Raw genomic sequence first — 20,670 nt, 5'->3', positions numbered from 1 at the left:
ACTTGGGACAGCGCATCCAGGCCGGAATCGGGCTGATCACGGCCGTTCGATCCAGAGCGGGTGGAAGCGGCGCTGTCGACGAAACGCTGCTTCGGGCCATGCTCGGTGACGCGCCGACGCAGGACGACTGATCACGGCGCTCGCCAACGTCCTAGTGGTGAACGAGATGGTGCTGTGGATGCACTGGAAGGCGACTGAACGGGACCCCGCTGAGCTGCTGCGATCCCTGTCAGCTCATCAGGAGCGGTGACCGACCGCTGGGCCGGCGTGAGACCCCAGGCTGAGCCCGCGCAGACCGTTGCACCGGGTGCGCGGGCAGCCGGTCGTGTCCCGGCCTGAGGGACCAACCGATCGAGGCGATCGACTCACGTACCGTCGCAGCGGTTGTTGGGAGCGGGCTGGGGGTGACAGGGACGGACGACGCGGAGCTGCGCCGCCGGTTCGCCGAGCGTGAGCAAGAGGTCGAGAACTACGGCAAGACATGGTGGACGCAGCAGGTAGAGCCGCAGCGCTCGTTCTTCCGCACCAGGCCCGCACTGCGCCGAGACTTGCTGCTGGCGTACGCGAACGGGACGCTCGGCAAGATCACGACCTATGGGCTGTACCGAGAAGACACCAAGTGGGTGCCAGAGCGGTCTTCCCTGCACGGCGAGGTGCTGGATAGCCTGCTGGGGCGCGTGCCACCAGGAGCCGGTACCGCAGGTGACGCGGTCTACCTGACCATCGGGCTGCCCGGCTCCGGCAAGACCAGCGGGCTCCGCCCTATCGCGCTGACTCACGCCGGCTACTCCTCGGCTCTTCCGGTGAGCGATGCCGACGAGGTGCGGGGGTCTTTGCCCGAGTACGCGAGGGGCCTCGGTTCAGGCGTCGTCCAGGGCGAGACCGAGGTGCTGACGTACGGGAGTCCCGGGTACCCCCCGGCCGGGGGTCTACAGGACCAGGTGTGCGGGCGCAGTGGCGCCGTCATCGTGGACGTAGTCGGCAGCGACACCTACCTACCAGGTGTCGTCCGGAAGCTGGTCGATCAGGGCCGCACCGTTTACATCCTCATGACTGAGTGCCCCGTCGACGTCTGCGTGGCCCGCGCTATGAAGCGAGCCATCCAGCCAGAGGGCCGCTTCGTTGATCCAGATCTGATTCGTAAGAAGGAGGGCGTCCCGCAGGCGGCGCTGACCGCTGCTCTCGCCACCGGCCTGGTAGCCGGTTGGGGCATCGTTGACACGACGCAGGACCCCGCGCAGCTCGTCGGCGGAGACGGCACGTTCGAGTCAGCCTTCGCTCCTGATCGAGTGACCCGAGACTCGTCATGACACCATCGGAAGGTGTAATAGGCCATGATGCGGCCTAGGGAGGTGACGGCATGAACAGAGAACAAGCGGCGATCGCGACTCATGACGCGGCTGAGCTGCTGGTTTATGCCGGCCTCACGGGTGACCGCGATCTCGAACAGCGAGCGCATGAGCTACTCGACGACGCGGCGCGGGGCGATGGCACGTTGCCCGGTCCGGCCGAACGCGAGGCGCTCGTCGCCGTCGATCCAGTGTCCGCGGCGACGCTGGGGTGGCTGAGCTACCCGGAGTTGGTACGTGCCGTGATCGGGGAGCCCGATCGGTACCTGAACCCGGATGAGGCCGACGCTGTCCGAAGTAACGCCGCGAACCTTCGCCTCGTCGTCGCAGCGCGCCTTGAGGGACGCCCGTTCAGCGAGGTCCTCCACGAGGGCAGTCAGAGGGACTACGCGTTGGCCGCTCGGGGTAACGCGGACGATGTCCGCCGCCTTTGGCAGATGCTCAAGGCGGAGGGGCTCATCGACGAAGAGCCGCCAGCTTCCGACGGCGAGCGTTGACCTCGGCTTCTGCTCCGAAGATCGAGGCCGCGAACACCCTGGCGGACCTCCTGGTTGAGCAACTCGACCTACGTCCGCCGGTCAACGTTCGAGCGCTCGTAGCCGCTCACGCCGATATCCGCGCACGCGACTTCGGCCCCTCGCTCGACTGCGACGCCGTCATGTATGGCCTTCGCGGCGAGCGGGCCAGACCGCTGCTCGTTCTTAACGAGCGAAGGGCTGACCCTCGGACGCGGTTCACACTGGGCCACGAACTCGGACACATCATGCTCGCGTGGCATGCAGGGACGATCAGCTGTCTCGCGGAGGAGACGGACGAGGACGACCCTGCTGCCACTCCCGCCCACCCTGGCGAAAGGGAAGCTGACGCCTTCGCGTCCCGCATCCTGGTCCCGGCCCGGTTCGTGGCCGAGCTGGCTTCTCAGTCGGTGCCCCAGATGCTCAAGAGCCTGGAGCAGGCAGAGGTCTCCGGCTTCGCAGGCATCAGGTCCCTCAGCAGTCTTCTGCCGCCCGGGTACGTGTTCGCTCTGCTCAACTACGCCGGCACCCGGGTACACAGCTGGTACACCTCACCCAGTACGAGGAACCCCGGGCTGAGCAACGGTGGCCGCGTCGATGCGCGGGAGTTGGACCGCAAGTTCGACGAGGCCGGCCTAGCGCACCACCACGGGTGGACCGTCTGGTGGGGGCGCTCCGTTGACTCCATCCAGGTCCCTCCGGGCTCCTCGGACTGGCGAACCGCCCTCCAGGACATCCTCCTCGACATCGCACCCGGCGAGGACCCGAGCGGCGGCTTGTGGCGACGGATCACCGCCGTCGCAGCAAACGCCAACGGGGCGGCGAAGGGCGAGCCGAGGGATGTCCTGGCGGCACGAATCCGGCACGCCTACCGGCTCCGCCCGGACCTCAGCGACTTGGTGAATCACCCACGTTTCGACGAGTACGTACTAGCGCGCACCCGCGGCTGGCGTCCGGACCCGACCTAAGCCCCTCGGCCGGCCTCACTGCTCCACTTGCTCGATGCTCGCGTCGTCGAGCACCCGGGCCAGGAGGCTAAGGGCGGCGAGGGACTCCAGTGCCCGCTGCTCGCCCCACTCCTCCGTCACGTTGTGGGTCGCTGGGTTGCGGAGCAGCGCGTAGACGCCGCGGGCGAACGCCAGCGCTCCACTTTGAAGCGCCTCCTCGAACGGCCGTCCAGGAGTGATCGGGAGACGGAGGCGCGGCCTGCCCGGCGCTGCCGGCGATGGGCTCAACGACTCGGTCATCAGTGCGTCGTCCGCGACGTCCCAGCGATCCAGCTTGCTCTGCACCCTGAGGCTGACGCTGCCGGCGGCGGTGGCGACTGCACTCCTGTAGTGGCCCCCGGGCCAATAGGGCGCCGCGGCCTCCCACACCCACGGGTGGAGGCCAGCTGCTCGGAGCTCAGGCCCTCGGGGCGCGAGGGCTCTCTCAAGCTTCCCCTGATCAGCCAGGATGCCGAGCGCACGAAGCACTGCCCTGCGGTGCTCTCGCTGTGCCCAGTCCTCCAACCCAATCCGCGAGACCTGCTCACCTAGCGCGTGCAGCAGGGTCATCACGGTCGGCTGGGCACTGATGATGTCCTCACCGATCGTCTGGAGGTCCCGCTCCGCCTCGTAGTCCTTGTACTCGTCCCAAAGGGCCAGGTAGGAGGTGAGGCGTTCCCTCGCGAACTCGGGGTCGGTGATCACCCAACCAGCGTAGGAGCAGCACCCACTCCCGAGACGGTGTGTAACCCACACCTCGCCGGACAGTTGTCGAGCGTCGTCTTCCCCGCCTGCGTATAGCCCGGTAGGGAGCAGGAACGTTCCCAGCACGTGGCCTATCGACGCGGCAACCGGGTGGAGTTGCGCTGCACCGATTCCTGGAACACAGGCCTCGCTACATGGAACGATCCCGCCGTGGAGTTCGCTGCGATCATTCTCTCAGGCCTGTCGCTCGTCGTCGCGATCGTCGGCACGACCCTGTCCAACAAGCGGTCCTCCCAGGCGCTTGAGGCGTCGCGCAAGGCGGCCGCTAGCGCCTTGTGGTCCGGCCTCCAACAGGCGGTCCAGCGGTTCGTCGGATTCGACCCGACCGTCGAGCCCGTAGGCGATCGGCTGGCCAATTTCCGCATCGCGGCTATCGCGTTGGTCGACGAGTTTGACGACTGGGCGGGTCTAGACAAGTGGTTGGAGGCAGAGCGAGCACTGGGGGCCGTGCTGGGTCGGGAGGTCATGGAGGCGGCGAAGCCGGGTGACTCGGTGGATCAGCGCCTCGCCAACGTCGACCCGTATCAGCGGTGGGCTCAGGTGCTCAGCATCAACCTGCGCCGCTTCCGTGCGGTCGGCTTTGATCCGGTCGCAGCTACCGAGCTCCAGGCGAACGCCGAGGCGCAGATCAAGGCGATCTGCGAGAAGCACGGGTGGGAACTGCCGCCGACGAGCATTCCCGGCGTTACCCCGATCGAGTAGGCACGTGTCAGGCGAAAGGTCAGACCGCCAGGCAGGTCTTGACGACAGGCGCGCAAGCCTTCCAATGACCTGAGAGACTCACATGACAGCTCACCCGAGACGTAAGTGGCCGCAAGCGCCCGCCTGGCGGCCAAGAGGGATGACCAGTGGCCGACGCAGCTGAACTGAGAATTTCCGACCTCAAGGACAAGTACGCGAAACTCGCCAGTTCGCGAGCGTTTGACCGGCTGTACGATGACGACCCGGACTTTGGGCACATGTTCAGCGTTCTGCATCAGCGACTGAACGAGCACTTCTTGAGCATCAACGATAGAGCGCTCACCACACATCACTACTGGGCAGAGAACAGCCGAGAATTCCTCGACCTCATCCGCCAGCTCGACGAGGACTTGTACGATCTGAAACGAGCGGGCGTCGAAGCCAGGCTCGCTGAGGGGTACGAAGAGGCCCTTGAACGCTGCAAGCCGTGGTTGTCGAGAAGCGGCGGGAGTACGGTGCCGGCGGATTTCACGCAGATTGAGGTTGTCAAGCACGAGCCGGTCTTCAGTCGGCCCTCGACCACAACCAAGTTGGCAAAGCAGTCAGTTACGCCCAAGCTCGACATGGTCGGCGAAGGGTCCTACGCTCACGTGTTCTCCTACGTGGACCCCGACTACGACATCAAGTTCGCCGTCAAGCGGGCAAAGAAGAATATCGATCCCCGCGATCTGCACCGCTTCAAACGGGAGTTTGACGTGATGAAGCGACTCAGCTTTCCATACGTCGTCGAGGTCTACCGCTACGACGAGGAACGCAACGAGTATCGGATGGAGTTCTGCGATGAGACGCTTCGCAGCTACATCAAAAAACGCAACGCATCCCTGACCTTCGCATACCGCAAGAGGATCGTCCTTCAGTTCCTGTATGGACTCAACTACATCCACCGCGAAGGTCTACTTCACCGCGATATCAGCCTACAGAACGTACTCCTAAAGGTGTACGCCAGCAGCGCCGTAATCGTTAAGCTCTCGGACTTCGGGTTAGTCAAAGAGCAAGAGTCGAACTACACCCGCACCCATACCGAGTTGCGCGGAACGATACGCGACCCACTCCTTGAGAACTTCAGGGACTACAGTATCGCTAACGAGATCTACGCCACCGGCTGGGTTCTCTCCTTCGTCTTCACCGGGCGCGAGTCGCTTTCGGTGACTTCTGAGGAGGTAGGCCGCATCGTGCGAAAGTGTGTCGATCACGACCTTGCGCAGAGGTACGCGTCCGTACGGGAGATCATCTCGGACGTCGAGGCGCTGGTTGCTACGCCTAGCGACGCTTCCGCGTAATTCGCATGCAAGCAGCCGCGTTACAAGCTCACCCGATCCCGACGCCGCGATCCGCGAGCACTGGATTACGGCCGCTACTGGCTGACCGAGGTGCGTAGCAACGCGCCGACGTCTCCGATAAGCGGGCTCACGCTCGACCAGGTCGAGGAGTACCTCGCCTGATAAGACGGCCTCGCCCGGTGCGCCAACACCGGACGAGGCCTTGATCCCCAACCTGCCGAGAGGGAGAGGACCCAAATGATCACTATGCAGCAGCATGCCCCGTGGTGTGACCAGCGGGCACACGAGCAGTTCACCGATGAGACGGGAGGCGTCCGCGTGGGATGCCTCAGTGGCCCCATTGAGATCGCCGGCTCGACAGGCGTGGGTGGCTGGCTGACGAACAACGACTCCGACGACGGCAGGACCCGCATTGCGCTTGACTGGGCACCTCGAGACTGGCGGTCTTTGACCCCAGACGAGGCGGCCGACCTGCTCAGCTTCCTGGCCAAGGCGCTCGCTGAGCGCAGCTGCCCCTAGTAGAGCTAGCCTCCGCCACCCACGGCTAGGCCTCCGCCGCGCATGAGCACGGCGGAGGCTCAGTCGCCTCGCGACGTCGGTCTTGGTAGGCATGGCACGTGACAGAGGAGCACGGTGTCGCCATGCCGGATCGGTTGCTGACTGTGACAGAAGCCGCCGAGGTACTAGGCATGAGCGGCTCAACCCTGTATCGGCTGATCAATCAGCAGCGAGTCTCCTACCGGATCATGCCAACTGGCCGGATTCGGTTGGCGCCGGCCGACATCAGCCAGATCCTGGAACACGCTCACCGACCGCCGATTCCAAGCAACCTAAGAAGTGGGCGTCGGCGGGCTTCGTCATGACTCGCCACCGTCAGCGAGTGAGCCCCCACCGTCGCTGACGACGGACTGGACGTGTGAGATCTCCTAGAGCTAGGCGCTCGGGGAGTGGACATTGGAGGACATGTCGATCTCCTGACCGCGAGTCGCGGCCACCTTGTGAGGGCGCCTACCCGTTAGTCCTCAAGCTGTAGGCGCACCTTCGGAGCGCGGCCCTTCGGGGCGCGGCCAGCCCGTCCAATGCCGGCCGCCGCCGCATCTCGGAAAGCCCGAAGGGCGGCCTGCAGGGCCACGACCGTCGGCTCGTCTGTGGGCACGGCTTCCCCGGTGGCCCCATCCGAGACGAGCAAGTGGCCGAAGTTCTCACCCATCTCAAAGTCGAAGATCTCTTCGCGCCTGATCAGGGCCAACCACGCCCGAACGACAGGAGGATCACCGAACAGGCGCAGTCTGGCAGTGATGAGATCTATGTGCTCTGTCTCTGGCCATGTTCGGCGACTCGGATAGGGATCCGTGACCAAGTCGAGGCGCTTCTGAACCACTTCGGCGTATGCCATAGCGTCGCCGTAGGCCTGGCTCTGATGCCCCCGCCGCCAGGCAACCCTCTCGCGTTTCGATGAGAACCAGCCGGTGAGCGCGGGAGCAGTGGCAGTCGTGATCAGGCCAAGGACGGCGACGATGACGGTCTCCACCAGCGGGATTCTGTCACCACTTCAGCGAGCGATCCGCCGGCCTGCCCGAGCGGATCAACCGATGACTGACCGCAACAGCTACCTGCTGGCCGACGACAGCGGGAATCCCGCCGGCGTCGTCGACGTGGAAGCCATCAACGCCCGCGGCGCCCGGCTGGCGTTCGCACTGGCTGCCGGCAACGACCAGCCGAAGCGCATCGAGGCTCTGATGGGTGAGCTGATCGCCGAGGTCAGTCCCCGCGAAGTCGGGTACGTCAGCGCTGCGGCGCTTGGCACCGTGGTGCAGGACATCCTCGAGCCGCTCGTGCAGATCGCCGAGGAGGTCGGGGTCCCGATGCGAGAACGCCTCGCCGGTGACGCCACCAAGCTCGCACAGGGGTTCTGACGCACGACAACAGTTGAGCCCCCGCCGTCGTTGACGGCGGGGGCTCAGTCGTCCAATTCAGCGTCTACCGCTCGCCTCTGCGAGTTCCTGAGCGATGGCGTCAGAGGCCAGCAGATCGACCGACCGGAAGTACTCGTCGGCGTCGAGGTCACCGGAGGCCCACTCATCGGCAAGTCGCACCGCTCGGACAGTGACGTCCTCAACCGCAGTCGGCGTTGTCGATGCGGCCTCGGCTGGATGCGTCATCGTCATCTAGACCTTCTCCCCCGTCGTGGGCCCACGTCCTACCCTGGGCGCGGAGCTTAGATGCGCCGGGCTCATGATCAGAAGACTCTCGGGCGTGTCGGACACTGGTTGTAACTCTTCCGGGTTCAAGTGCGTTCCGCTGCAGCGATTCCTGCAGCTAGAAGGCCGGACAGGAGACTCAGCGCGTTGCGGTCCCGCAGCTCAAAGTTGCCAGCATGCGGCGAGTCCACGGTGAGGATGCCGAGGCGTCGGGATCCCGCCACCACACGGATCGTCAGGAAGCTGCGATACGAGGCAGTCCGCGGGTCCAGGCCATCCGGGGGGTCCTCGAAAACGTTCGGGTAGTCCTGGAACAGCGGCTGATCATCGTCCAGGAACTCCAAGACGGACCGTCCGAGGCGATCTTGGTTTCGCTCCCACTGCAAGTGTCTCGGCGGGTGACCTCGACCTTGCCAGTCCACTGCCCTCAGGGTGTCAGCGTCCTGACGTTCGTAGAAGATCACCCGATTCTCGTCGGCGTCCTGCCCGAGGCGCCGACGAGACACGTGTAGCACCTGGGTGATCATGGCGCTACGCGAGTCGTAGCCATCCCGTTCCGACCGCGCACAGATGTCCCCGAGCGTCTTCATGAGGGGCAGCCCAGCGCCATGCAACGTCGCCCACAGTCTTTCGGCGACATGCTTGGCCTCGTCAGCCACCTTCGCGGCACGAGCCTTCTCGATGCGGACCAGCCTGTCCCTAGCCCAGACGATGGTTGCCGCGAGCAGTCCAAAGACGATGACCCCGCTGAGCGGTGCAATCAACGCCCAGCCATGGGTCTTACCGATCGCGGCACCGCAGAGCGCCGCCCCGACCGTCGAGAGAGCAAGGAAGCGCCAGCGCAAGAGACCGCGCAAACGACCCTCGATCCAGTCATCAATGCTCTGCGGCTTTCGATCAACGCTCGGTTCGACCACGCAGCACCCCCGTGCACCTCGCACTACAGAGGACCGATCATGGTCGATACGAAACCGGACCGCACTATGCAAGTAGTCCAGCTTTGAGAGTCGCCGGCGGACCGCGGGTGATGCTCGACCGACTGCACCAGGCCGAGTTGGCTACCCACGGTGACCGTCACCAGCCACGATCCGGTGCATGACGAACCCCCGCCAGCCCGCCCGCCACCCAAGCGTCAGGAGCCGGCTGGCAGCGTCGGCGGTAACACTGGCCGTCGCCGGTGGCGTGGTCGGGCTGGCGACCTTCGGCCAGTTCACCAGCGAGGACACCGGGCTCACGCGGTCGGTGGTCGCGCCGATCGGCCCGTAGTCCCAACACAAGTCATGCCCGTCCTCCCCGCATGCGCCTAGCGCGCTATGGCCAGCCGGACCCGTTGCACCCTAGGTTATGACCGTGGAATGGGCATCGGGAATTTTCGCCCTGGTTGGCGTAGTCCTAGGCGGAGGCATCTCACTTTGGGGCCAAGCACGAGAACGTCGACTGCAGGCACAACGTGCCGACTTTCAGGCAAGGCAGGACGCGTGCGTGCAACTCCTTGCGGCTGTACGGAAGTTTCGTCGTTTCGCCATGTACGCGGACGTCGATTTTGTAGTTGTTGATCCAACCGAGCAATCGGGCGGGACTGTGGCCACCACTGAGCGCAGGCAGTATGACGCCTCAATCGATGAAGCCTTGTCCAAGCTCATGATTGTCGCTCGCTCAGAGCCCATTGTCGACGCAGCTCGAGAGCTAGTAGCCGAGCTGAACAAGTTCATGAGGGAACGAGCGACTTATGGGCTTGGGAACGTGCCCACCGAGACAGTTCGCAGGCTTCAAACCATGGAACTCGACTTCGCCGCGATCGTCATGCGGGAGATCAGCCCACTTGGCAAGCCGGGCCGATTAGGCTCTCGCCGATCATGAGTAGTCCAAAAGAATTGGCACATGTCGCGGTGATGCTGTGCAATATCAGGCGAACTCGGGCTGCGGCCCCCCTCTTTGATTTCGGTGTGATAGCTGAGGTTGATTTCGGTGTGATAGCTGAGGCCAGGCGCACCCGGCCCGCGCTTCTGGGGTCGCCCCTACGGGTGGTCTTGGGCGGCCTCGCAGCAGTACGTGGGCGAGATGTGCCAATCCATTGGCGGTGCCCGATGGGACTTGAGCAAGGAGGACGCGGTGAAGATCAACAGTCAGGTCGTGGTCTTCGACGCCGCCGACCTGTCCGCGGAGAGCAGCTTCTGGGCCGGGCTCCTCGGCGGGACGGTCGACGCCGAGGATGACTGGCACATGGTGATGGTCGATAGTCGGGCGCGGGTAGGAGTCCAGCTCGCTCCGGACCACGTCCGGCCGGAATGGCCGCACGGGACTCCGCAGCAGATCCACCTCGACCTGTGGGTCGATGACATCGAGACCGCCCACGAAGAGGTCATGTCGTTGGGCGCCGAGCTGCTCCAAGCGGCCGAGGCCAGCGACGAGCCAGACAGCTTCCAGATCTACGCGGACCCGGCCGGCCATCCCTTCTGCCTCTGCTGGGTGAAGAAGAAGCAGGTCTGAGCCAGGTCCCGTTGCTCCCTAGGCGAAGCGGCCGCCGATGCGCTCGTGGACCGCGACCAGTTGCGTCCGTCGGGGCTGACGTCCTCGCTGAGCGCAGTCACCGGCGCAGCGACGCCACGGCGCGGTGGGCGCGGTCGGTGCGCGGCCCCTGAGTACTCGGCTCCGATCAGGTGGAGGCCTCCGCCAGCCACGGGGGTAACCGGCGGAGGCAGCGGCGACAGTACATGCGGAACCCTGAGGTCTCGCTAGGTGCTTACTGGTCGCCACCTGGGCAATGCCCGAGGTGTCAGGCACAGCGCCTAGACCAGCGGGCGCACGAATCAAGCGACGCATCGTGACCCTGCTGTGACCGCTCGCCGGGGTAGCGTGCCGCGACCGTCCGCAACGCAATCACGGGGAGCAGCACGCCATGTCGTCGACCGCACCAGTAGATGAGCCAGCCAGCACAAGTGCGGGCACGAGCAAGAAGCCGGTGTGGAAACGGTGGTGGTTCTGGGTCGCTGCGGTGCTTCTCGTCGCCCTGTTCGCCAACCTCGGTGGCGAGGACGAGAACACGAACACTGCCGCCGGGACGGCGAGCACCGAGACCTCGGCGTCGTCGAGCAGTTCTGAGCCGGCCGCGGAGACCACGGAGGTCGTCGATCCCAGCACTCAGGCACCTGCACCAGCTCCCACTCCCGCGCCTGCTCCCGCTCCGGAGCCTGCGGCCGACGAGGGCACGGCGAGCCAGCAGCAGGCGGTGCGCAGCGCAGAGAGGTACTTGGACTTCGCGGGTTTCTCCCGTCAGGGGCTGATCGACCAGCTGTCCAGCGAGTACGGCGACCAGTTCTCCGTGGAAGACGCGACCTGGGCTGTCGATCACGTCGAGGTGGACTGGAACGCGGAGGCTGCGGAGAAGGCGAAGAGCTACTTGGAGTTCACGTCGTTCTCTCGCGCTGGCCTGATCGACCAGTTGACGAGTGAGTACGGGGACAAGTTCACCCCGGAGCAGGCCGAGTACGGCGTGAGCCAGGTCGGACTCTGACCTGAACGACAGAAGGCGCCCCACCTGCCTACTGGCGGGTGGGGCGCCTTCGTTGCCGGCAGCGGCTGCGAAGCTCTCAGGCAGCCACGGCCGTCCGGGAGCTTCGCAGCCGCTGCCGCTCCCCCGCGGTCATGCCGCCCCACGTACCTCCACACTCGTTCGCGGCAAGCGCGTAGTCGAGGCAGGCCACCCGCACCGGGCACTCGCCACAGCCGGCGACCGCCATGCGGGCCGCGTACCCACCGCCCGCCCACCACGCCTCCGGGTCACTGGTCCGGCACGAAATCCAATCCGCAGCGGCGAGCTGGCCGCACAGCTCAGACCATTCCTGCACCGGGCCTACCTGACCGACGACCTGGACGGCGACCGCTGGTCGGCACTGGCCGGACTGGTGGTCCTCGGCGTCAACGCGGTGCTCGTCGCGCTGCTGGCGACCCTGGGCGTCCCGCTCGTGGCCGGAGCCGAGAGCCGCGGTGGCGCCGAGCTGATGGACTTCCTCGACGACGAGGTGGGCATCGACGGCGGCTTCCAGTGGACGCTGTTCGACTCGAAGGCCTGGCTGCTCGTCCTGCTGGTGCCCCTCGCCGTCGCCCTCGGCACCGCCGTCCGCCGGACGCTGCGCCGCCCGGGCACCACGGTCAGCGGCAACGACCTCAAGGTCGCTGCCGTCTGCGGCGCGGTCGCCGGGCTCCTCGCCGCCCTGCTGGTGCGGGTGTCGATGTCCGGCTCGGTCTCGGGTGAGGCCGCGCTCGTCGGCGAGGCCAGCGGCTCCGCCTCCGCGGACGTCGGCGTCTCCCTGCTCTGGGCGCCGCTGCTCGGCGCCGCCTGGGCCGCGCTCGCCGTGTGGGTGCTGCGCTGGGGCCCGACCCTGGCGCTGTCCCTCCCCCCGCGCGTCACCCGGCTGATCGCCGGCCGGGAGATCGCTCCCGAGTGGGCGGCCGCACTGGCCGGCACCGCTCCCGCACCTGCCGGCACGCGCTCGGCACGGGTGCGGCTGGGTGCCCTGCTGACCGGCGTCCTGCTGGCGGTCGCCGCGGTCGCGGCGGCCGTGATCGCCGCGGTCAACGCCTTCTTCTTCACCCCGGAGTCGGCCGCCGAGCGCTACCTCGAGGCGCTGGCCGACCGGGACGTCGCCGGGGTCCTGGAGCAGCTGTCGGACGCTCCGGACGTCGAGGGGCAGCCGCTGCTGACCGACGAGGTCCTCGACAGCGACGACTACTCCCCGATCGGGGACGTCGAGGTGCGGGACGTGCAGGAGTACGGCAGCTCCGCGCAGGTGACCGTCCGGTACACCGTGGACGGTCAGCCGATGGAGGAGTCGATCTCCCTGGTGCAGGGTGAGGAGCGCTTCGGCGTCTTCCGCACCTGGACGGTCGCGGAGACCCTGCCCACGCTGGAGCCGTACTCCGACAGTGACCTGGGCGCGGAGACGGCCGGCGTCGAGCTGGACCAGTCGTCGCACCTGGCGCTGCCGGGCAGCTACGTGCTCCACGCGGCCGACCACCCGTTGCTCACCTCCGGACCCACCCGGTTCGTGGTGACCATGCGGCAGTCCAGCGGCGCGGGCCTCGACCCGGAGGTCAAGCCGGAGGCGCTGGAGGACGCTCAGGCGCTGATCGAGGAGCGGATCGCCGAGTGCACCACCATGACCTCGGTGCCGCTGACGAACTGCCCGTTCCTCAGCTACTGGTCCTCCTGGAGCGGGGAGCTGACCGACGTCGGCATGACGGTGACCTCAGAACCGGAGTTCTCCCTGGAGTACGAGCCCTACACCGGCGTCCTCGACATCGTCACCGAGGAGCGGGGCGAGCTCCGGCTGACCGGCACGACGACCCGGACCGACTGGCTGGGCGAGCTCGAGGTCGAGGCCTACGAGGACGAGTTCTGGTTCGACCTGTCCGGTGAGGTCACCGGTTCCGCCGGCGACCTGGAGGTCCAGTTCGACGAGTGACCGGACCGCCGGCAACCGGAGCCCCGGGTGGACGCATCGGCGTCCCCCGGGGCTCCGGCGCGACCGGGGCAACACCAGCGCCAGGACGCCTCAGCCGCGTCCGCACGCCCGCCGGGTGCGGTCACTGCACCGACACCGACAACCGGCAGGCGCCGCCGGAGTCGCCGCGGCAGCCGGGACGAGCCGGTCGCCTGCTCGCCGGCCAGCGTCGTTACAGCGACTGCAACCTCAGGGTCGGTCGGCCAGGACCACACCGTCGACGGTCGGGCCACCGTCCACGGTGAGCGGCAGGCCGGCCCGGTCGACCACTCCGTGCACCTCGGCCGGGTCGTCCGCGCCGTCGACCGCTGCGGCCAGCTCCCGGTAGGCGGCGAGCTGCGCCTGCACCTCCCGGGCGCTCGCAGCGTCTCCGGCGAGCACCGCCCGCTGCTCGGCCCGGCTCAGCAGTTCGACCTGGACCGCCAGCGGGGTGAGCGCAGCCCGCTGGGCCACGGCGAGCTCGGCCGCGCCCTGGTTGCGGTCGAGCTGCCCGCCCGCCGGCGCACCGGTGGAGCTGCACCCGGCCAGCGTGACGGTGGCGGCGACGAGGACGAGGGCGGTGCGGAGCGAGGGAGTGCGCATGATGCCTTCCGGTGTCGGTCCGGCCCCAGCGGCCAGGACCCACGGATGCCCGAGCGCGCTGCGCACAACCGGATGGCGTGCCATCCACCCCCCGATCGGGGGAGGCCCATCGCCCCTGGTCCCGTCCGGGGGCTGCGGCAGGATCAGCGCATGTCCGTCGCCGACTCCCCCACCGCCCCGACCACCCGCGCACGGCCGAACCCGGTCTGGAGCGCCCTGGTCGGGCTGACCTCGCTCGGCGTGCTGCTGCAGGGCCTGTGGGCCGGGCTGTTCCTGCGCCCCGACGCCGACGGCAGCACCTGGTACACGCTGCACCAGCGCGGCGCCGAGATCACCATGACCCTGGCTGCGCTCACCGTCGTCGCCGCCGCGATCTGGCTGCGCCACCGCCGCGACCTGCTGATCGGCTCCGCGCTGCTGCTCGTGCTGCTGGTGGTCGAGTACCTCCTCGGCCGCGCCGGTGGCGGCAGCCTGCCGCTGCACGTACCGCTGGCCATGCTGCTGCTGGGCCTGGCCGTCTGGCTGCCGATGGCTGCCCGGCGCCGCTGAGGCCGGCGGCGTGCACCCCGAGGACCAGGTCGCGGCGCTCGTCGCCGCGGTCCGGGGTGCGCTGCCCGCGGCCGGCGACCCGGAGCGCGGCCGCAGCCTGCAGGCCTACCTGAAGACTTCCGAGCCCTGCCTGGGCGTGCGGCTGCCGGAGGTGCGCCGGATCGTCCGCGCCGCCGCCGAGGCACATCCGCCCGGCTCCGCCGCCGACGTCGGCGCGGCGGCGGAGCTGCTCTGGCGCGGCGCCGCCAACCGGGAGGAACGCCACGCGGCGATCGCGCTCACCGGTGTGCCGCCGGCCCGGGCCGCCCTCGAGCTGCTGCCGCGGTACGAGGAGATGATCACCACCGGCGCCTGGTGGGACCTGGTCGACGGCGTCCAACCCCGGGTCCGCGACCTGCTGCTCGCACATCCCGAGACGCTGCGGCCGGTGCTGCGCGGCTGGGCCCGCCACCCCGACCGGTGGCTGCGCCGCAGCGCCGTCATCGCCCAGCTGGGCGCGAAGGAACGCACCGACACCGCGCTGCTCACCGAGGTGATCGAGGCCAACGCCGCCGACCCGGAGTTCTTCGTCCGCAAGGCCATCGGCTGGGCGCTGCGTGAGCACGCCAAGACCGACCCGGCCTGGGTCCGCCGGTTCCTGGCGACGCACGAGCTCAGCCCGCTGTCCCGCCGGGAGGCGGCCAGGCACCTGGCCTGACGGTCAGTGCGCCGCCTTGCGGCGGTGCACCGTGAGGTTCATGACCAGCACGATCAGCGCGCCGACGGCGAGCCCGATCAGCGCGCTGGCGAGGGTGTTGACCAGCCACCCCACCACCGACCCCAGCGCGCCGGTGGCCTCGGCGGCCGCCTCCTCCAGGTGGTGCACCACGTCGTAGACGGCGTGCAGCCCCAGCTCGTCGCTGCCGACGAGCAGGATGTGCCCGCCCACCCAGAGCATCGCCGCGGTGCCCACCACGGTGAGCAGCGTGAGCACCCGCGGCATGGCGGCCACGAGCCCGCGCCCGAACCGGGCCACGCCCGCCCGGGGCAGCTGGGAGAGCCGCAGGCCGACGTCGTCCATCTTCACCAGGAGCCCGACGAAGCCGTACACGGCCACGGTGATCAGCACGGCGACGACCGCCAGGATCACCGCCCGCGCCACGAACGCCTGGTCGACCACCTCGTTCAGCGAGATCACCATGATCTCCGCGGACAGGATGAAGTCGGTGCGCACGGCCCCGGAGACGATGGTGTCCTCGTCGGGGAGCGCGCCCTCCTCCGTGGTGTGGTCGTCGTGGTGGCCGGCGACCTTGGCCCACACCTTCTCCGCGCCCTCGTAGGCGAGGTAGCAGCCACCGAGCATGAGGATCGGGGTGAGCAGCCAGGGCAGGAACTGGCTGAGCAGCAGCACCGCGGGGAGCAGGATCAGCAGCTTGTTGCGCAGCGACCCCAGCGCGATGCGCCGGACGATGGGCAGCTCGCGCTCGGCCGCCAGGCCACGCACGTACTGCGGGGTGACCGCGGCGTCGTCGACCACGACGCCCGCGGCCTTGGCGCTGGCCCGGCCGGCCGCCATCCCGATGTCGTCGACCGAGGCCGCCGCGGCGCGCGCCAGCACCGCCACGTCGTCGAACAGAGCTACGAGTCCACCCGCCACCTGACGTCCTCCCGGTCGGTCAGCCGGTGTGTGCTGACCCGGACATCTTGCTGGGTGGAGCCGGTCCCCGCTCGCCCGCCGCGCGCGCGGGGACCGGCGCCGGACTCAGAAGGTGATGACCAGCCGGCCGCGCACGCCGCCGGCCTCGAGCCGGCGGTGCGCCTCGGCGGCCTCGGCGGCGGGGAAGGACTGCGCCAGGCGCAGGCTCAGCACGCCCGTCTCCACCGCCTCGCGCAGCCCGTCGAGCTTCTCCTGCTCCTCGGCGTACTGGCCGACGAACACCGGGTGCACGTGCAGGTCGCGCTCCCCGTTCCCGGCGTAGCCGCGCACCGTGGTCACCTGACCGCCGTCCTTGACCGCCGGGAGCACGACCTCGTTCTGCACTGCCCCGTCGGCCAGCCCGTCGACGCCGTCGGGGTACTGCTCGCGGATCCGGTCGGCGACGTCGTCACCCCGCCGGACGACGACGTCGGCGCCCAGCTCGCGGACCAGCTGCTCGTCGGCCTCCTTGGCGTCGGCGACGACGGTCAGCCCGGCCGCCTTGGCCAGCTGGATGACGTAGCCGCCGAACGCCCCGGCCGCGCCGGTCACCGCGAGCACCTGGCCCGGCTGCAGGTCCATCGCGTCCAGCGCCTGGCGCGCGGTGAGCCCGTTCATCGGCAGGGTCGAGGCGGCCGCGTCGCTGACGCCGGCCGGCACCCGGGCGATCGACCGCGCCGGCAGCACGATGTCCTCCCGGTAGGCGCCGTGCTGCCCGCTGGGCACGACGACCCCCATCACGTGGTCGCCCACCTGCAGGTCGGTCTCGACGCCCTCGCCGATCTCGGCGAGCACCCCGGCGACGTCCATCCCCGGGATGTAGGGGAACTCCTTGACCTGGTCGCGCTCGGCGTACCAGCCGCTGCGCAGGGCGGTGTCGGTCGGGTTGACCGTCGCCGCGGTCACCCGCACCCGGACCTGCCCGGGCCCCAGCGGCTCCTGCGGCACGTCGACCAGCTGCAGGGCCTCGGGCCCGCCGAACTCCGTCACTCCCACTGCTCTCATGCCCACCGGCCTACCCCACGGCACCTCCCGGGCACACCGGACGGCCACGTGGCGGAAACCACGACGCTCACAGCCGGCACGTAGCCGGGCCTGGGGCCAGCACCAGCGGCGCGCCCGACGGTCTCCCCATGCCACCGCTCCCCCTGGCGGACGACGCACCCGCCCGCACCGTCGAGGACCCGCCCCCCGTCGTGGACGTCGTGATCCCGGTGCACGACGAGGAGGCCGACCTCGGCCCGTGCCTGCGCCGGCTGCACGCCCACCTGTCCGCCCAGCTGCCCTACCGGTTCCGGATCACCGTCGCGGAGAACGCCAGCACCGACCGCACGGTCGAGGTCGCCCGTGCGGTCGCCGCCGAGCTGCCCGGCATCGAGGTGCTGGAGCTGCCCGAAGCCGGCCGGGGCCGGGCGCTGCGCACCGCCTGGCTGCGCTCGGACGCCGCGGTCCTGGTCTACATGGACGTCGACCTCTCCACCGACCTCGCCGCGCTGCTGCCGCTGGTCGCCCCCCTGATCAGCGGCCACTCCGACCTGGCGATCGGCACCCGGCTGGCGCCGTCGTCCCGGGTGGTGCGGGGCGCGAAGCGGGAGGTCATCTCCCGCGGCTACAACCTGCTGCTGCGCGGCACGCTGGCCACCCGCCTCTCCGACGCGCAGTGCGGGTTCAAGGCGATCCGCGCCGACGTGGCCGCCCGGCTGCTGCCGCTGGTCGAGGACACCGGCTGGTTCTTCGACACCGAACTGCTGGTGCTCGCCGAGCGCAGCGGGCTGCGCATCCACGAGGTGCCGGTCGACTGGGTCGACGACCCCGACAGCCGGGTCGACATCGTCGCAACGGCGAAGGCCGACCTGGCCGGGATCGCGCGGATGCTGCGCGCGCTGACCACCGGCCGGCTGCCGGTGGCCGAGTTGCGCGCCCAGCTCGGCCGCGGCCCGCTGACCGACCCGGTGCCCGGCGTGCCGGCGGGGCTGTTCGGCCAGCTGCTGCGCTTCGCCACCATCGGCGTGCTGTCGACGCTGGCCTACCTGGCGCTGTTCGTGCTGCTGCGCACCGTGGTCGGCGCCCAGCCGGCCAACCTGGTCGCCCTGCTGCTGACCGCCGTCGCCAACACCGCGGCCAACCGGCGGCTCACCTTCGGCGTCCGCGGCGCAACCGGCGCCACCCGCGCGCACCTGCAAGGGCTCGCCGTCTTCGGGCTGGGCCTGGCGCTGACCAGCGGCACCCTCGCCGCGCTGCACGCGATCACCCCGACACCGTCTCGCGGCGCCGAGCTGCTGCTCCTGGTCGGCGCGAACGCGCTGGCCACGCTGCTGCGCTTCCTCCTCCTCCGCGGCTGGGTCTTCCGAACCGGTCACACCCCCGCCCCCGAACCCGCCGCCCCGGCGCTGGAGACCTCCCGATGACCACCACCGCCCTGCCGCCGACCGCCCACCTCGCGGCGACCGCGCCGGCCCGCCCGTCCCGGGCACGGAGGGCACTGCGCGGCCGCGCCGCCGACCCCGCCTGGGTCCGCCCGGCGCTGCTCGTCCTGCTCGCCGCCACCGGCGTGCTGTACCTGTGGGACCTGGCCGCCTCCGGCTGGGCCAATGCCTTCTACGCCGCCGCGGTGCAGGCGGGCTCGGAGAGCTGGACGGCGTTCTTCTACGGCTCCTCCGACGCCGCCAACGCGATCACCGTGGACAAGCCACCGGCGTCGCTGTGGGTGATGGCGCTGTCGGTGCGGCTGTTCGGGCTGAACTCCTGGTCGCTGCTGGTGCCGCAGGCGCTGATGGGCGTGGCCACCGTCGGGGTGGTGTACCTGGCGGTGCGCCGCGTGGTGGGCCCCGGCGCCGGGCTGCTGGCCGGCGCCGCCATGGCGCTCACCCCGGTCGCGGTGCTGATGTTCCGCTTCGACAACCCCGACGCGCTGCTCGTGCTGCTGCTCACCCTGGCCGGCTACGCGCTGACCCGGGCGCTGCAGACCGCGAGCCGGCGCTGGCTGGTCGCCGTCGGCGTGCTGATCGGCTTCGCGTTCCTGACCAAGACGCTGCAGGCGATGCTCGTCGTACCCGGCTTCGCCCTGGTCTACCTGGTCGCGGCCCCGACGACGCTGCGCCGCCGGATCGTCGACGTGCTGCTCACCGGGCTGGCCCTGGTGGTCAGCGGCGGCTGGTGGGTCGCCGTCGTCGAGCTGGTGCCGGCGTCCATGCGGCCCTACATCGGCGGCTCGCAGACCGACTCGGTGTGGGAGCTGATCTGGGGTTACAACGGCCTGGGCCGGCTGACCGGCGACGAGACCGGCAGCGTGGGCGGCGGTGGTGGCTGGGGTGAGACCGGGCTGGGCCGGCTGGTGAACGCCGAGATCGGCGGCCAGGTCGCCTGGCTGCTGCCCGCGGCGCTGGTGCTGCTGGCGGCCGGGCTGGTCGCCGTCGGCCGGTCGGCGCGGACCGACCTGCGCCGCGCGGCGTTGCTGACCTGGGGCAGCTGGCTGGTGGTCACCGGGCTCACCTTCAGCCTGATGGCCGGCATCTTCCACGCCTACTACACCGTGGCGCTGGCCCCGGCGATCGCGGCGCTGGTCGGCATCGGCGGCGGGCTGCTGTGGCAGCGGCGCGGCAGCTGGTGGGCGCGGATCGTGCTCAGCCTGACGCTGCTGGGGACGGCGCTGTGGTCGTTCGTCCTGCTCGGCCGCTCCGCGGACTTCCTGCCCTGGCTGCGCTGGGTGGTGCTGGTCGCCGGGGTGCTCGCCGCGCTCGGGCTGCTGGTCGCCCACCGGATGGGCCGGGCGGTCGTGGCTGCGGTGCTGGCCGTGGGCGTCCTGGCGGCGCTCGGTGGCCCGGCCGCCTACGCGGTGCAGACCGCCGGGACGGCGCACACCGGGTCGATCCCCTCGGCCGGCCCGACGGTGACCGGCGGAGCGGGCTTCGGTGGTGGCGGTGGCCCGGGCGGCGGTGGCGGGCCCGGCGGCCGGGGCGGCTTCGCGGGGCAGGCGCCGACCGCCACTCCCCCGGCCGGTGGCGGCACCGGCCGGGGTCCGGGCGCCGGCCAGCTGCCCGGCGGGCAGGCCCCCGGTCAGACCGGCACCGCCGGTGCACGGGGCGGCGGGGCCGGCGGCGGGATGGGCGGGCTGCTCGGCGCCGCCGACCCGAGCGAGGAGGTCGTGACCGTGCTCGAGGAGGACGCCGACTCCTACACCTGGGTGGCCGCCGCCGTCGGCTCGAACAACGCCGCCGGCTACCAGCTGGCCACCGGTGAGCCGGTGATGGCGATCGGCGGTTTCAACGGCAGCGACCCCTCCCCCACGCTGGCGGAGTTCCAGCAGTACGTCGCCCGGGGCCAGGTGCACTGGTTCATCGGCGGGGGCATGGGGATGGCCAGCGACGGCGGCAGCAGCGCGTCGGCGGAGATCGCCGCCTGGGTCGAGGCGACCTTCACCGCCCGGACGGTGGACGGCGTCACCCTCTACGACCTCAGCGGCGCCACCGGCTGAGCTGTCCTGCCGGCAGTCGTGCTCTGCCCACCGGGAGTGGGCAGAGCAC

General features: G+C 69.6%; 24 protein-coding genes. 16 read left to right on the top strand and 8 right to left on the bottom strand.

Going from position 1 to position 20,670, the window contains the following annotated elements; all coding sequences use genetic code 11:
- Positions 1 to 404 precede the first annotated feature (404 nt).
- Genes ACI795_RS03320 through ACI795_RS03310 form a run of 3 tightly spaced genes read left to right on the top strand, consistent with a single transcriptional unit; the run spans position 405 to position 2,832 of the window.
- Entirely contained in the window at positions 405 to 1,310 is a 906-nt protein-coding gene (locus ACI795_RS03320; protein WP_457073794.1) for a hypothetical protein, read from the top strand.
- Positions 1,311 to 1,360: 50 nt separating this feature from the next.
- Positions 1,361 to 1,846 carry a hypothetical protein gene (locus ACI795_RS03315; protein ID WP_457073793.1) on the top strand — a complete coding sequence of 162 codons (486 nt, stop codon included), beginning with the start codon at positions 1,361 to 1,363 and terminating at the stop codon, positions 1,844 to 1,846.
- On the top strand, positions 1,843 to 2,832 hold the full coding sequence (locus tag ACI795_RS03310) for an ImmA/IrrE family metallo-endopeptidase (protein WP_457073792.1): 990 nt from the start codon (positions 1,843 to 1,845) through the stop codon (positions 2,830 to 2,832). The genes ACI795_RS03315 and ACI795_RS03310 overlap by 4 nt, the downstream gene beginning before the upstream one ends.
- A gap of 15 nt (positions 2,833 to 2,847) precedes the next feature.
- On the opposite strand, the gene ACI795_RS03305 is transcribed toward ACI795_RS03310, so the two are convergent.
- A complete protein-coding gene (locus tag ACI795_RS03305; RefSeq protein WP_457073791.1) occupies positions 2,848 to 3,555 on the bottom strand; it encodes a TIGR02391 family protein in 708 nt (235 codons plus the stop codon).
- 126 nt (positions 3,556 to 3,681) lie between these two features.
- On the opposite strand from ACI795_RS03305, the gene ACI795_RS03300 reads away from it, so the two are divergent.
- The 3 genes from ACI795_RS03300 (at position 3,682) to ACI795_RS03290 (ending at position 6,499) form a co-directional block, all read left to right on the top strand.
- Entirely contained in the window at positions 3,682 to 4,317 is a 636-nt protein-coding gene (locus tag ACI795_RS03300) for a hypothetical protein (RefSeq protein ID WP_457073790.1), read from the top strand.
- A gap of 146 nt (positions 4,318 to 4,463) precedes the next feature.
- The gene (locus ACI795_RS03295; protein WP_457073789.1) at positions 4,464 to 5,636 is read left to right on the top strand and encodes a protein kinase family protein; all 1,173 of its coding nucleotides are present in this window, start codon (positions 4,464 to 4,466) and stop codon (positions 5,634 to 5,636) included.
- A gap of 641 nt (positions 5,637 to 6,277) precedes the next feature.
- Complete coding sequence (locus tag ACI795_RS03290; RefSeq protein ID WP_457074012.1) at positions 6,278 to 6,499, top strand: helix-turn-helix domain-containing protein; 222 nt, start codon at positions 6,278 to 6,280, stop codon at positions 6,497 to 6,499.
- Positions 6,500 to 6,651: 152 nt separating this feature from the next.
- On the opposite strand, the gene ACI795_RS03285 is transcribed toward ACI795_RS03290, so the two are convergent.
- Positions 6,652 to 7,167: a hypothetical protein gene (locus ACI795_RS03285; RefSeq protein WP_457073788.1), complete on the bottom strand. Its 516-nt coding sequence runs from the start codon at positions 7,165 to 7,167 to the stop codon at positions 6,652 to 6,654.
- Positions 7,168 to 7,228: 61 nt separating this feature from the next.
- Here ACI795_RS03285 and ACI795_RS03280 point away from each other — a divergent pair, with 61 nt between their 5' ends.
- The gene (locus ACI795_RS03280) at positions 7,229 to 7,552 is read left to right on the top strand and encodes a hypothetical protein (RefSeq protein ID WP_457073787.1); all 324 of its coding nucleotides are present in this window, start codon (positions 7,229 to 7,231) and stop codon (positions 7,550 to 7,552) included.
- A gap of 57 nt (positions 7,553 to 7,609) precedes the next feature.
- Here the strand turns inward: ACI795_RS03280 and ACI795_RS03275 are convergent, their stop codons facing one another.
- Positions 7,610 to 7,804 carry a hypothetical protein gene (locus ACI795_RS03275; protein ID WP_457073786.1) on the bottom strand — a complete coding sequence of 65 codons (195 nt, stop codon included), beginning with the start codon at positions 7,802 to 7,804 and terminating at the stop codon, positions 7,610 to 7,612.
- A gap of 119 nt (positions 7,805 to 7,923) precedes the next feature.
- A complete protein-coding gene (locus ACI795_RS03270) occupies positions 7,924 to 8,754 on the bottom strand; it encodes a hypothetical protein (RefSeq protein WP_457073785.1) in 831 nt (276 codons plus the stop codon).
- A 178-nt stretch (positions 8,755 to 8,932) separates the two neighbouring features.
- Between ACI795_RS03270 and ACI795_RS03265 the strand changes: the two genes are divergently transcribed.
- The 4 genes from ACI795_RS03265 (at position 8,933) to ACI795_RS03250 (ending at position 11,351) form a co-directional block, all read left to right on the top strand.
- Positions 8,933 to 9,103, top strand: a complete 171-nt coding sequence (locus ACI795_RS03265) for a hypothetical protein (RefSeq protein WP_457073784.1) — start codon at positions 8,933 to 8,935, stop codon at positions 9,101 to 9,103.
- Between the two features lie 216 nt (positions 9,104 to 9,319).
- Entirely contained in the window at positions 9,320 to 9,697 is a 378-nt protein-coding gene (locus ACI795_RS03260) for a hypothetical protein (RefSeq protein ID WP_457073783.1), read from the top strand.
- A gap of 252 nt (positions 9,698 to 9,949) precedes the next feature.
- Complete coding sequence (locus ACI795_RS03255) at positions 9,950 to 10,327, top strand: VOC family protein (RefSeq protein WP_457073782.1); 378 nt, start codon at positions 9,950 to 9,952, stop codon at positions 10,325 to 10,327.
- Between the two features lie 409 nt (positions 10,328 to 10,736).
- Positions 10,737 to 11,351 (top strand): Ltp family lipoprotein, encoded by a 615-nt coding sequence (locus ACI795_RS03250; protein ID WP_457073781.1) that lies wholly within the window; start codon positions 10,737 to 10,739, stop codon positions 11,349 to 11,351.
- Between the two features lie 76 nt (positions 11,352 to 11,427).
- Here the strand turns inward: ACI795_RS03250 and ACI795_RS03245 are convergent, their stop codons facing one another.
- On the bottom strand, positions 11,428 to 11,685 hold the full coding sequence (locus ACI795_RS03245) for a WhiB family transcriptional regulator (RefSeq protein WP_457073780.1): 258 nt from the start codon (positions 11,683 to 11,685) through the stop codon (positions 11,428 to 11,430).
- Between the two features lie 57 nt (positions 11,686 to 11,742).
- Here ACI795_RS03245 and ACI795_RS03240 point away from each other — a divergent pair, with 57 nt between their 5' ends.
- Positions 11,743 to 13,302: a hypothetical protein gene (locus tag ACI795_RS03240; protein WP_457073779.1), complete on the top strand. Its 1,560-nt coding sequence runs from the start codon at positions 11,743 to 11,745 to the stop codon at positions 13,300 to 13,302.
- Positions 13,303 to 13,530: 228 nt separating this feature from the next.
- On the opposite strand, the gene ACI795_RS03235 is transcribed toward ACI795_RS03240, so the two are convergent.
- Entirely contained in the window at positions 13,531 to 13,923 is a 393-nt protein-coding gene (locus tag ACI795_RS03235) for a hypothetical protein (protein WP_457073778.1), read from the bottom strand.
- Positions 13,924 to 14,073: 150 nt separating this feature from the next.
- On the opposite strand from ACI795_RS03235, the gene ACI795_RS03230 reads away from it, so the two are divergent.
- Together ACI795_RS03230 and ACI795_RS03225 are read left to right on the top strand one after the other, a co-directional pair.
- Positions 14,074 to 14,472 carry a hypothetical protein gene (locus ACI795_RS03230; RefSeq protein WP_457073777.1) on the top strand — a complete coding sequence of 133 codons (399 nt, stop codon included), beginning with the start codon at positions 14,074 to 14,076 and terminating at the stop codon, positions 14,470 to 14,472.
- A 10-nt stretch (positions 14,473 to 14,482) separates the two neighbouring features.
- Complete coding sequence (locus ACI795_RS03225) at positions 14,483 to 15,169, top strand: DNA alkylation repair protein (protein WP_457073776.1); 687 nt, start codon at positions 14,483 to 14,485, stop codon at positions 15,167 to 15,169.
- 3 nt (positions 15,170 to 15,172) lie between these two features.
- Here the strand turns inward: ACI795_RS03225 and ACI795_RS03220 are convergent, their stop codons facing one another.
- Positions 15,173 to 16,108, bottom strand: a complete 936-nt coding sequence (locus ACI795_RS03220) for a DUF808 domain-containing protein (protein WP_457073775.1) — start codon at positions 16,106 to 16,108, stop codon at positions 15,173 to 15,175.
- A gap of 105 nt (positions 16,109 to 16,213) precedes the next feature.
- On the bottom strand, positions 16,214 to 17,152 hold the full coding sequence (locus tag ACI795_RS03215) for an NADP-dependent oxidoreductase (RefSeq protein ID WP_457073774.1): 939 nt from the start codon (positions 17,150 to 17,152) through the stop codon (positions 16,214 to 16,216).
- Between the two features lie 128 nt (positions 17,153 to 17,280).
- On the opposite strand from ACI795_RS03215, the gene ACI795_RS03210 reads away from it, so the two are divergent.
- Entirely contained in the window at positions 17,281 to 18,555 is a 1,275-nt protein-coding gene (locus ACI795_RS03210; RefSeq protein ID WP_457073773.1) for a glycosyltransferase, read from the top strand.
- On the top strand, positions 18,552 to 20,621 hold the full coding sequence (locus tag ACI795_RS03205) for an ArnT family glycosyltransferase (protein WP_457073772.1): 2,070 nt from the start codon (positions 18,552 to 18,554) through the stop codon (positions 20,619 to 20,621). The genes ACI795_RS03210 and ACI795_RS03205 overlap by 4 nt, the downstream gene beginning before the upstream one ends.
- The last annotated feature ends 49 nt before the right edge of the window (positions 20,622 to 20,670 follow it).

This window comes from Modestobacter sp. SYSU DS0290 (genome assembly GCF_054050955.1).
Note: the sequence above shows the minus strand (reverse complement) of the source record. Positions and strands in the feature narration are given on the sequence as shown.